This is a genomic window from Aliikangiella coralliicola (assembly GCF_007004725.1).
In the GTDB taxonomy this organism is placed as follows: domain Bacteria; phylum Pseudomonadota; class Gammaproteobacteria; order Enterobacterales; family Kangiellaceae; genus Aliikangiella; species Aliikangiella coralliicola.
Window position 1 is genome coordinate 707,037 of sequence record NZ_ML660160.1, and the last position, 11,685, is coordinate 718,721.

Sequence of the window (11,685 nt, forward strand, 5' to 3'; positions counted from 1 at the left end):
CTCTCAAAACAGTTCAACTTAAAACTGTGTTCTTGCTAATTCGCTATATAGAGCGGCTTAACAAGCGTGGTATGGGCTAATCATACCGTTGAGGCTATGCCTCAAATTCATGACTAAGACCTGATTAAGGAAAAACTCAACAATCCAATCGGAATGCTTGCTTTCTCAGTCATTCGTGTAAATTTCAACACTCACCTGCTTACTGGAAACATTAATTCAGATATCTCACTTTGCATCAAAGTGATTAATCCAAAAATACTACGAACAACCAAAGTGGTATCGTTCAATTAGTACTTTGAAGTTCTTTAGACTCTGAACTTGGGGCGAACTATACTTATCAAATTGTACCTTTTCAAACGATCATTTATAATGATTCGCATTAGAAAAACTAATCCATTAGCGAGCCACAATGGGGAAAAGACTACCACCACTAAAAAGCCTGCGGGCTTTTGAGGCCGCGGCGCGGCATTTAAGTTTTACCAAAGCAGCGGATGAACTTTTTGTGACTCAGGCAGCTGTTAGTCATCAAATAAAATCGTTAGAAGAATTTTTGGGCGTTCCGCTATTTGTCAGGCGAAATAGAAAGCTATTGTTAACCGATGAAGGCCAGAATTATTGGCCGAAAATTCGGGACATTTTTGAGACTTTAAGTAGTGCAACAGAGCAAATAAAGGCTCAAGGTGCCAGCGGTGCTTTAACAGTTAGCGTTGTGCCGACATTTGCGACCGTCTGGCTAGTGCCCAGACTTTCTCATTTTAGCCAGATTTACCCTGAGATTGAGGTTCGCCTGAAGGCTAGCGATGACACGGTCGATTTTGTCAGGGAAGATGTTGATGTCGCTATTTACTATGATACCGGTGATTATCCCGGAGTTCATTCCGTGACCTTGTTGAGTGAGCGACTCACACCACTCTGTTCTCCAGCGCTGCTTGAAGGAAATAAGCCTCTCAAATCGCCGCAAGATTTGAAACATCATACTTTGTTACATGATGGGAGTACCGGAGATTGGCGACGCTGGTTAAAATTTGCGGGAGTTAAGGGAATTAATCTGAATCATGGGCCCGTTTTTAGCCATACCTCGATGGTTCAGCAGGCGGCGATTTATGGACAAGGTATCGCGATGGGGCATTTGGTGCTTTCGCAAGCAGATGTTCAGGCGGGGCGCCTGGTTCGTCCTTTTGAGCTGATGATGGAAAGTGACTTTTCCTATGACATTGTTTGCCCTAAGGAATCTGCCGAAAGACCAAAAATCAAGGCATTTACTGACTGGTTGTTGCAGACAGTGCGGCAGGAGAGTGGGAATCTTATGTAATTTTTGTGGTCGAATGAGAGTAATCGTATTTTCACTCTATACCATGATTATATGGTCATTATAGAAAGTTATTGAGTTTTGATGTTAATGAATAGAAGTTAACAAATCACTATTGGAGCGTATTCAGTGCTGGCAAGATTTTGGAAAAATAATAAAGGCGTTATTTCATTTATTTTTTTGATGCTATTTTTTCGTACCGCAGTAGCAGATTGGTATCATGTTCCATCCGGCTCAATGCAACCGAATATTTTGATTGGCGATAGAGTCTGGGTTAATAAACTTGCCTATGACGTTAAAATTCCATTTTCCAGCATTAATTTGAACCGACATCACGAACCACAAGCAGGTGATGTTGTTGTTTTCCAATCGGAAAAAGCTGGTGAACGCCTGATTAAGCGAGTTGTTGGTGTGTCCGGTGATCGTGTTTCTATGAATAAAAACCGCTTGATGATCAATGGTAAGCAAGTTAATACCGAGTTGCTGGAGAGCGATCTGACAATTGATCAATTTATGCAAGATCGAGAGGACGCGGTGTATTTTAAGGAAAAGCCAGTTAAAAGCGGCTACGATAACATTGCGCAATCGCAAGGCTATCCTATTCGAGTTAGCCGAACAATGCGCTCCTCGCTAGATTCGTTTGACGAAACGACTATTCCTGAAGACTATCTACTGGTGCTGGGAGACAATCGTGATAACAGTGCTGATTCGCGGGTAATTGGACTAATACCTAGAAGTGAACTCGTTGGAAGGGCTGAAAGAGTGGTTGTGTCATTCGATAGTGATAATTATTATTTACCGCGCGACGGGCGATACTGGCAAAGACTCTAGTTGATCATTAGGTTTTACATCAAATAACTTATTCTCCAAAGCCTTCCGCGAAAAGCAATTGAATTGCTTGCAGGAAGGCGTCGGCATCATCGCCACTCGCTTCAATACAAATCAGAGAACCTTTGGGTGCATTTAAAGTTAATAGTTTGATCAGGCTATCACCTGGCGCGCTTTTATCGCCGTGATTAAGTGTCACCGAGCATTGATAATCACAGACTAACGCCACTATCTTAGCGGCGGCTCTTGCATGCATTCCTTTGATGTTTACGACTTCACAATCGATACTCGGCATATCAAGCCTTAAGACTCTCTAAGTTCTCGATGGCGAATTTGCGTGTCAGGATAAAGAGAGGCGAAGTTCTTGGCCAATTTTTCAGCGACGTACACAGAACGATGTTGGCCGCCGGTGCAGCCAATGGCAATGGTTAAATAGTTTCGGTTATCTTCTTCGAATCTTGGTATCCAGGTTTGCAAAAATACTTTAAGTTGCCAGTAAAACTCTTGTGCCGTGGGTTGTGATTCTAAATAGTGAATAATGGGCTCGTCTTTTCCTGTATAAGGCCGCAGTTTTTCTTCCCAATAGGGATTCGGCAGACAACGCGCATCAAATACAAAATCAGCGTCATTAGGTGCGCCGTTTTTAAACCCAAAAGATTCAAACAATAAACTTAAGCGAGAGGATTTTGTTCCTAACACTCTCTCGACGATCACTTCACATAATTCATGGGGAGATTTGGAAGTGGTATCAATGACCAACTGGGCGTAGCGGGTAACCGGTTCTAGCCTTTCCTTTTCCAATTGGATGGCTTCTGAAAGGGAAAGACCTTCAGTGGTCAAGGGATGGCGACGTCTGGTTTCGCTAAAGCGTTTTAGTAGTGTTGTGTCATTCGCGTCGATAAAAACCACATCAAGCTGAAACTTACTTTGCCTGATTTGTTTGATGAGTGAATCAAATTCTTCTGAGGTATGAGTAACATTACGTGCATCTATACCAATAGCCAAACCTGGGTAATGTGAGTCTATTTGGTCCAATAAGGCCGGAATAAGTTTTATTGGAATATTGTCAACGCAATAAAAACCCTGATCTTCCAAAGCTCTAAGCGCAACTGTTTTTCCTGAACCAGAACGACCGCTGACAATTATCCTCTTCATGTGGATAAATATTCCTTTGTGGTTTGATTATTTTTTAATGAACGTAATTATTAATATAGTTGTTTATTGATATCACTGTAAATTAATTAGGCGCAAATTCAATCTACGCAGATCATTATTACGGAATACCTCTGATGATAAAAGTTAATATCACTCAATTTCATATCATTTTGCTTAAATAGTTAAATTGAGCGTTACCTGATTTACAGTTTTCAGGTTAATTATATTCAATTCAAATAAATTAGATGTAGTTTAAGTTAATATAACCTTATGACATCAGTATGTCGGATTATCTTATTTTGAGTTATTGGAGCTTTTCCGTCGCTTTTTCAATTATCTCAAATAATGCGTCACCGCAATGGGCATGCCTAATTTGTGATACTAATGTCGGCTTTGAAAGGACTTGCGCAATCTCCGCGAGATATTTTAATTGCTCGCTGTCCGCTTTTTCGGGAACCATAATTGCGAAGATTATGTCGACCGGTTGGCCATCAGGTGCATCATAATCAACGGCTTCATCCAGTAAAATGAAAACCGCAGTTGCTTCAGTGCAGGCCTCAACACGACCGTGGGGAATTGCTATTCCATGCCCTAGTGCTGTTGTGCCCAGGCGCTCTCTAGCAAACAGACTATTAAATATGTCTTGCGAGGGACAGTCGATAAACTCAGCCATTACTTCGCTGACCTTTTCCAGAACTTTCTTTTTGCTAGATAGCTTCAAGCTGCAGAAAGTTGATTCTGGAGAGAGAATTTGACTAATTTTCATTGAATTGAGGTGGTGTTAAAGGTTTGGGGCGATTAGGTGCCAACTTTAGCATAATCGCCCCGATTTTTCGTAATAAATTTTACCGAAAAAATGATAATTAATGACGGGTGAGTTTTTCCTTATGTTTAATAACTTGACGATCGAGCTTATCGATCAAGGTATCTATCGCTGCATACATATCTTCCGACTCACTATTCGCAAATATTTCGCCTCCATTGACATTGAGTTTGGCTTCTGCAATTTGGCGGAGCTTCTCAACTTGTAAAATAACATGGACGTTATTTATATGATCAAAATGACGTTCGATTCTCTCAAACTTCTCGTAAACGTAGTTTCGAAGAGAGTCAGTAATGTCTAAGTGATGACCAGTCAGGTTAATTTGCATAGTAGTATTCCTTCTTTTGTTGACGGAAATATCAGGTTTCGCTTCACATGTTTAGATTACAACATTGAGAAGTGATCCCTAATGCCTTAGATCAATTTCTTTCGTTCGTTCGAAGGTGGTATCGACATTGCTTCTCGATACTTCGCCACTGTTCTTCGAGCGACCTTGATTCCTTGCTCTTTGAGCAAATTCGCTAATTTGCTATCGCTAAGCGGTTTTGCCTGGTTTTCAGCTGCGATCAACTTTTTGATGACCGCTCTGATGGCTGTTGATGAACATTCTCCACCCGTTGTCGTGCCAACATGGCTGGAGAAAAAGTATTTCAGTTCGAAAATTCCCCGAGGTGTATGCATATATTTTTGCGTAGTCACGCGGGAAATGGTTGATTCGTGCATTTCAACTTCTTCAGCGACGTCATTAAGGACCAGAGGCTTCATCGCTTCTTCGCCATATTCAAGAAAGCCGATTTGTTTTGCAACAATGCAGCTGGTTACCTTTAGCAAGGTTTCATTGCGGCTTTGCAGGCTTTTGATAAACCACTTGGCATCTTGTAAATTATTTTTCAGGTAAACATTTTCAGCGCTGTTGTCGGCTCTTTTAATCAAGCTGGCATAGTCACTATTGATTTTCAATTTAGGAGAGGAGCTGTTGTTTAATTCAACTCCCCATACACCTTTACTATCTTTCGTAACGTAAACATCGGGCGTGATATATTGCGCCGTGTTTTGGCTGATTTGGTTGCCTGGCCGCGGATCCAGCGACTGGATTATTTCAATTGCTTCTTTCAGTTGCAGTTCTGAAGTGCCGGTAGCGCGCATGATCTGTCGATAATTTCGACTAGAAAGGAGCGGGAATTGTTCCTGAACGATTTTTTGTGCCAGTTTATGCGATGGAGTATCGTTGGAATCTCGTTTTAGCTGAAGTAACAAGCACTCTTGCAAGTTACGGGCTGCAATGCCCGCGGGTTCAAAGCTTTGTAATAGATGAAGTACCGCGCTAACTTCTTCCAATTCAATTTGTGATTCACTTTCAGGATCTTCAATTAAGTCTTCATTTTCTTCGGCAAACATTTCAACCACATCTTCCAGGTTGAGTTGTACGTAGCCTCTTTCATCGATTGCATCAATCAAAATGGTGGCAATAGCTTTATCGACATCACTAATATTCATCATGTCAATTTGCCACTGAAGTTGATCTTGCAGAGATTCAGATGTTTCGCCCTGATAATCAAAACTTGAAGAGTCGTCGTTATTTCGTCCAGAGTTTGAACCCTGAGAAACATAACCCCAATCTTCCCACTTGGTATCAATTGTTAAGTCAGTTTCAATTTTGTCACTTTGAATTTGTGTGCTGGTATCGAAGTCGTCGCTTGAGTTTTCCACTTGATTTTGTGACTCAGCATTATTGGCATTACTTTCGATTTCGCTTAGAGATTCGTTGTTTTCCGATTCAAGTAGTGGATTAGAGTCAAGCGCCTGTTGAATTTCACTTTGTAAATCGAGACTTGACAACTGCAACAGCTTAATTGCTTGCTGCAATTGGGGGGTCATTGTCAAAGATTGACTGATTTTAAGTTGTAAAGATTGTTTCATTAATGTTTTTTTCCAGAGGCGCTTTTACCCGTTGCCTCTCTTGTTACTAACTATAGCAGTTATTCGGTTTAATTGAGAAAAAACACCCCGCACAGCTAGTTAGTAAATACGTTTATTTATTAGTTAGCGATGTTGTTAATATGATGGCGAATGCGCCAGGAATCAAGCATATTAACTAATAAATTTTATTTTTATTACCTGTTGGTTTAAATTTGTTCATTTATCGATTAAATCAGTCATTAATAGTTTAAAAAGCAAACAATGACTGTGACTACTATCAAGGTTACTTCAAGTCTAGCCTTTACTATTAAAGTTTAAAGTTTTCGCCCAGATAAACTTTTTTAACCTGTTGATTACTAAGAATTTCACCTGGGCTGCCCTGGGCTAGTAATTTTCCAGATTCAACGATATAGGCCCGCTCACAAACATCCAGAGTTTCTCTCACATTATGATCGGTAATTAAAACACCCAGACCACGGTCTCGTAGTTGTTGAATAACGTTCTTTATATCAGTAACCGAAATAGGGTCAACACCGGCAAAGGGCTCATCTAACAAAATAAAATTGGGATCATTGGCGAGTGCGCGAGCTATTTCCACGCGGCGCCTTTCACCGCCGGAAAGCGCCATCCCCGGGCTCTTTTGTATGTGTGTAATTTGAAACTCATCTAACAACTCCATCATCTTTCGATAGCGTTGTTTTTTGCTCAACTCAGTATTCAGTTCCAGTATCGCCATAATATTATCTTCAACCGAAAGTTTACGAAATACCGAAGCTTCCTGGGGAAGATACCCAATACCCAGTTTGGCTCGCTGGTGCATGGCCAAATAAGTAATTTCTTGATTATCCAGCCAAATCTCACCACCGTCAGCATTCACTAATCCTACAATCATATAAAACGAAGTGGTTTTTCCTGCGCCGTTCGGGCCCAGCAGCCCTACGATTTCTCCGATGCTGACTTCGAGCGAAACATCTGAAACGACTTTTCGCCCAGAATAGACTTTAGCTAAGTGCTGTGCTGAAAGTTTACTCATTGCTCTTTCTTTTTATTTTGAGTCATTTCGACTTGTTGGTTAGGGGATTTAGGGATTTGCATCACGCGGGTTTCGCCATTGTAATGAATTTTGTGTGCCTTAATGGTTTCTCTTTCCGTGGTTAGTTTTACCTTACCGGTGAGCTCAAACTGTTGTGTTTTCTGATTGTAAACTAGTTCCGATGCTGTCGCTTTTAACGTACTTTCGGGTTGCGAAATCGTCACCTCTAGTGGGTTTCCATAGGCTGTGAGTAAACCTGACGGTAGAGAAGCAAAGCTGAGTTTTTGACTGCTGATTTTTACCTGGTTGTTTGCATTTTCACGCAGGTTCAGCTCTATGTTCCCACGTGCGTTAATTGACTCTGTTTTAAGAACATAATTTATATTTTCTGCAGTGAAATCAATTTTTTTGTTAGACGGGTCGTTGAAAGTGAAATGAGCGGGGTGTCCCGATATTTTAATCGATTCTGTTTCACCTCTGTTTTTACTGTTAGTTTCAATCTGGTTGCCGGCGACGCGGACATTTTCACTCGTAAACTTGGCGTTACCCGTGTAACGCAGTACTCGATTGGCGAGATCGAAAACAGAGCTTTCGCTGGTAATTCCCCAATCGGATTCGCGACTAACTGCAGTGTTTGATTGAAAGAACAAAAGCAATCCTATTGCTGATATGCGGGCCATCAAAAGGCGAGACGGTTTGTTAGTCAACAACATTCTTTTTTCCTATAGTATGAACTTGCTCACCAAGTTCAATATGTTCTTTTTTAAAATTTGCTTGCATACCTTTTGCAAAAGTTTCAGTTCCCATCACGGAAATGGTGACGGTTTCATCTGTGGTTGCAGTATTTTGCTCCAAGTTAAAGGAGAGCTGCTCGCCATAAATTCTGGCCCACGAGTTTTGTGCTTGATCCGCTTTGTCTGTTTGTGTCAGTTCAACTTTATTGATGAGATCAAGCTGATTCGTTTGATGAGTCAACTTTCCCTGTTTTGCCTGAATAAGCCAATCGGAATCTTTGACGCCTAATGTCTTTATTTTCGGTGCTTCAAAAACTGAGACGTTATCCAGCAAAAAATGTTCAACTTTTTTTGCATCAACTTGATTGATCAGTTTTCCATTTTCATCATAATTTTTCAGCGAAACCTGCTTAAAAAAATAATCAGCGCTTGATGGTTTCTTTTCGACAATAGAATCCGCTGGTTGATCGGAGCGCCAGTAACTTGTCGTCAATAAAACAACTGCTATTGAGGAAATGATAAAAATTAGCGTGCGTTTTTTCACGTCATATAACCATCAAGAATATCATCTAGCCTTTGCTGTGCATGAAGCAATAAATCGGCTACTTCTCTAACTGCCCCCTGGCCGCCGGAAGTCGTAGTAACCCAGTCAGCTTGCTCGCGAACAAATTCATATCCATCAGCGACGCTAATTCCCAAGCCGGCGCGTTTCATCAATGGCAAATCAGGCAAGTCATCGCCAATGTGAGCGACCTGAGCAGGAGTCAGACTTAGCAGAGAAACAATTTCATCAAAGGTTGAACGCTTATCCGAACGCCCTTGATACACATGTTGAATTCCTAATTCTTTGGCTCGACGTTCAACGATAGTTGAATGTCGGCCAGTAATTATTGCAACTTGAATACCTGATTTTTGCAGGAGCTTGATACCCAATCCGTCTTTGATGTTAAAGCTTTTTATTTCATCACCCTGGTTGGTCAGGTAGACTTTTCCATCGCTGAGTACACCGTCTACATCACAAATAAGCAGTTTGATGTTTTTGGCAATAGCTAAAATGTTGGCTGGATAATTAGGTAACATCAGACTACGCCTGCCTTAAGAAGATCATGCATGTTGAGCGCGCCGATGGGGTGGTTATTTTCGTCGGTAATAACCAGGGCGTTGATTGCTTTACTTTCCATAATTTGCAAAGCTTCGGCAGCAAGTTTATTTGCACTGATTGTTTTTCCACCCTGGGTCATTACTTGACTGATGGGGGTGGTTTTAAAATTTAGTTCTGTTTCTAAAGTTCGGCGTAAATCACCATCGGTGTAAATTCCTTTTAGAACGCCTTGTTCGTCAACAACACAGGTCATTCCCAATCGCTTTTCACTCATTTCGAGTAAAGCCAAATGAATTGGCGTATCTAAATTGACAATAGGTACCAGTTGATCTTTATGCATAATATCATCAACTTTTAGTAGTAGTCGTCTGCCCAGACTACCGCCGGGGTGAGATAGTGCGAAATCGTCTTCGGTAAAACCGCGAGCATCTAATAGGGCCACAGCGAGTGCGTCTCCCATGACCAATGAAACGGTTGTTGACGCGGTAGGAGCCAGGTTCATTGGACAGGCTTCTTTTTCAACGCTGGTGTCCAGGTTAACAGTTGCAAACCTTGAAAGGGTTGAGTTGGCATTGCCGGTCATGCTAATTAGAGGAACATTTTTACGCTTGATAACGGGTAAAATAGTTGTGACTTCGCTGGTTTCCCCTGAGTTAGATAACGCTAAGACGACGTCTTTGGTAGTAATCATTCCCAGATCGCCGTGACTGGCTTCGCCTGGATGAACAAAAAATGCCGGGCTTCCGGTGCTAGCCAAAGTGGCCGCAATTTTGTTGCCGATATGCCCTGATTTACCCATACCAATGACGACTATGCGACCTTCACAGTTGAATAAAATTTCACAGGCTTTTGCAAAATCGTCATTGAGCTTTTGCTTGAGTGACAAAACTGCGCTTTGCTCAATTTCTATGACATTCTTGGCGCGTTCGATAAACTGGTTTCTAAGAGACATGCGATCTTCTTGGGGCATAGTGTTTTTTTCAGGCATGATTTTTGTCAGACATGAGGTTTAATTGAAACATGGCATTGCCGTTGTCGAATATTCTATCAGCTAAAGGGTTCAATAATTTTGACTTGAAGTATATCTTAAATAGTCATGATATCGTTAAAAATATATTATTTTTAACATTTTCAAGCCATGACAGTCGGATTGAATATTGGGGAAGTGTGCTCAGCCCAGACAGAGACCTGGAGATAAGCTTTTAAGGTATTCGTTTAGATGTCGTTCTGATTATCAAGCGTTCGAGGCAACAAGAAACTGGTAGGCCTGATAACCAATAAATAATGATAATAGTATTGCGCCTTCAAAGCGAGTGATCTCGCCCGGTCCATTTTTTTGCCCCCAGGCCATAAAACAAACGGCAACTGTAATACCGAACATAAAGGCATAGTCGATCATCAATGCATCACGAGATACTTCAACTGAAGTCAGTATCGCTGGAACGCCTAATACTGCCAACAGGTTAAAGATATTGGAACCTATCACATTTCCAATCGCAAGTTCATGCTCTCCCTTTAACACGCCAGTTATTGAGGCGGCGAGTTCTGGGAGACTCGTTCCAACGGCGACGATCGTTACCCCGATCAAAAAATCACTCACGCCGAATTCGCTGGCTATTTCAGTTGCGCCCGTGACTAAAAGGTTAGAACTGATTTGAAGTAGGATAAGTCCAACCACTACCCATAAGCTGGCTTTCCAGTTCGGCATTTGCTCGGGTAGTTCTTCTATAATCTCTTCTAACATTAAGTCATTTTTGTTACGTGTTTTAATGGCTGAGCGGGTTAACCAGGTCAGGTAAGCGCCGAGAGAAAAAAGCAGAATAACGCCGTCAATTTTTGAGATGTGTAAGTCGATAATTAGCATAAATGCAAGAATCATCACGCTAAACAGAACCGGAATTTCTCGTTTTAGAGTGGCTGACTGAACATTTAGAGGAACAACAAGTGCGGCAATTCCGAGTACCAATCCGACGTTGGCAATATTGGAGCCAATGGCGTTGCCGATGGCAAGTCCGGGCGTGCCTTTCAGAGCTGCATTTATGGACACTACAACTTCCGGCGCAGATGAACCCATAGCGACAATGGTCAACCCAACAATCAGTGGTGGTATGCCCAAGTTGCGAGCAATGGCCGCGGCACCGTCTGTAAATCTATCGGCACTCCAGACAAGCAGCGAAATGCCGGAGATAACCATCGCGAAATAAAGTAGCATTTGTGTGTTGTTGACCTAATGAATCCCAAATACAGCGCTAGCCGTGTATGTTAGTAATCTAATTATCTGATTAGCAAGAAAAAAAATGTTTCAATCCATTAAGATATATCAGCTTCCGATCGAATTTGCTGCCACTTTACCGTTAGTCAAACCTGCCGCCATTTTGGCTTTCAGATTGTAAAAAGTCCGCATTATACTTGATTCTGCCACACTTGTACTCGATATCAGCAGAAAATTACGAGGCGGAAAGTGTATACTTCAGATTAATTCGGGGTACAATGTGCGGCTAACTGGTTCGTTGATATTTAATTGAGTAATTTAATGACTGAAATCGATGTAAAAAAACTAATTGAAGCTGGGATGGATTGTGAGTCAGTGACAGTCTCCGGTGACGGTTACCACTTTGAAGCGAAAGTCGTTTCTGCCGCTTTTGAAGGTAAAAGACCTGTAGCGCGCCAACAGATGGTGTATGCGACAGTACAATCTGAAATTTCTTCGGGCGAACTACACGCGCTATCGTTGAAAACTTTAACGCCTGCTGAAGCAGAGTAACTTTTCACTCATTGCGG

At 41.6% G+C, this 11,685-nt stretch carries 14 protein-coding genes; 3 read left to right on the plus strand and 11 right to left on the minus strand.

The genetic code is table 11. The annotated features are described in order from the left end of the window. The first annotated feature begins 409 nt into the window (after positions 1-409). Together FLL46_RS02560 and lepB are read left to right on the plus strand one after the other, a co-directional pair. A complete protein-coding gene (locus FLL46_RS02560) occupies positions 410-1,312 on the plus strand; it encodes a transcriptional regulator GcvA (protein WP_142891845.1) in 903 nt (300 codons plus the stop codon). 126 nt (positions 1,313-1,438) lie between these two features. Next, entirely contained in the window at positions 1,439-2,140 is a 702-nt protein-coding gene (gene lepB, locus FLL46_RS02565; RefSeq protein ID WP_210418577.1) for a signal peptidase I, read from the plus strand. A gap of 28 nt (positions 2,141-2,168) precedes the next feature. Here lepB and FLL46_RS02570 read toward each other — a convergent pair whose 3' ends face one another. From FLL46_RS02570 to FLL46_RS02620, 11 genes are all read right to left on the minus strand, one after another. Beyond that, a complete protein-coding gene (locus FLL46_RS02570) occupies positions 2,169-2,432 on the minus strand; it encodes an HPr family phosphocarrier protein (protein ID WP_142891846.1) in 264 nt (87 codons plus the stop codon). An 8-nt stretch (positions 2,433-2,440) separates the two neighbouring features. Further along, complete coding sequence (rapZ, locus tag FLL46_RS02575; protein WP_142891847.1) at positions 2,441-3,292, minus strand: RNase adapter RapZ; 852 nt, start codon at positions 3,290-3,292, stop codon at positions 2,441-2,443. Positions 3,293-3,596: 304 nt separating this feature from the next. Then, positions 3,597-4,058 carry a PTS sugar transporter subunit IIA gene (locus tag FLL46_RS02580; RefSeq protein WP_142891848.1) on the minus strand — a complete coding sequence of 154 codons (462 nt, stop codon included), beginning with the start codon at positions 4,056-4,058 and terminating at the stop codon, positions 3,597-3,599. A 97-nt stretch (positions 4,059-4,155) separates the two neighbouring features. Continuing rightward, on the minus strand, positions 4,156-4,443 hold the full coding sequence (gene hpf / locus FLL46_RS02585; RefSeq protein ID WP_142891849.1) for a ribosome hibernation promoting factor: 288 nt from the start codon (positions 4,441-4,443) through the stop codon (positions 4,156-4,158). 86 nt (positions 4,444-4,529) lie between these two features. Then, positions 4,530-6,035: an RNA polymerase factor sigma-54 gene (locus FLL46_RS02590; protein WP_142891850.1), complete on the minus strand. Its 1,506-nt coding sequence runs from the start codon at positions 6,033-6,035 to the stop codon at positions 4,530-4,532. Positions 6,036-6,342: 307 nt separating this feature from the next. Beyond that, on the minus strand, positions 6,343-7,068 hold the full coding sequence (gene lptB, locus FLL46_RS02595; protein WP_142891851.1) for an LPS export ABC transporter ATP-binding protein: 726 nt from the start codon (positions 7,066-7,068) through the stop codon (positions 6,343-6,345). Beyond that, positions 7,065-7,781, minus strand: a complete 717-nt coding sequence (locus FLL46_RS02600; protein WP_142891852.1) for an LptA/OstA family protein — start codon at positions 7,779-7,781, stop codon at positions 7,065-7,067. The genes lptB and FLL46_RS02600 overlap by 4 nt, the downstream gene beginning before the upstream one ends. After that, positions 7,768-8,346, minus strand: a complete 579-nt coding sequence (gene lptC, locus FLL46_RS02605; RefSeq protein ID WP_142891853.1) for an LPS export ABC transporter periplasmic protein LptC — start codon at positions 8,344-8,346, stop codon at positions 7,768-7,770. Before lptC ends, FLL46_RS02600 begins: the two co-directional genes overlap by 14 nt. Further along, the gene (gene kdsC, locus FLL46_RS02610; RefSeq protein WP_142891854.1) at positions 8,343-8,882 is read right to left on the minus strand and encodes a 3-deoxy-manno-octulosonate-8-phosphatase KdsC; all 540 of its coding nucleotides are present in this window, start codon (positions 8,880-8,882) and stop codon (positions 8,343-8,345) included. The genes lptC and kdsC overlap by 4 nt, the downstream gene beginning before the upstream one ends. Continuing rightward, positions 8,882-9,892 carry a KpsF/GutQ family sugar-phosphate isomerase gene (locus FLL46_RS02615; RefSeq protein WP_142891855.1) on the minus strand — a complete coding sequence of 337 codons (1,011 nt, stop codon included), beginning with the start codon at positions 9,890-9,892 and terminating at the stop codon, positions 8,882-8,884. Before FLL46_RS02615 ends, kdsC begins: the two co-directional genes overlap by 1 nt. A gap of 246 nt (positions 9,893-10,138) precedes the next feature. Next, entirely contained in the window at positions 10,139-11,116 is a 978-nt protein-coding gene (locus tag FLL46_RS02620; protein WP_142891856.1) for a calcium/sodium antiporter, read from the minus strand. Positions 11,117-11,437: 321 nt separating this feature from the next. Here FLL46_RS02620 and FLL46_RS02625 point away from each other — a divergent pair, with 321 nt between their 5' ends. Further along, positions 11,438-11,668, plus strand: coding sequence for a BolA family protein (locus FLL46_RS02625; RefSeq protein WP_142891857.1), 231 nt, complete (start codon positions 11,438-11,440; stop codon positions 11,666-11,668). The last annotated feature ends 17 nt before the right edge of the window (positions 11,669-11,685 follow it).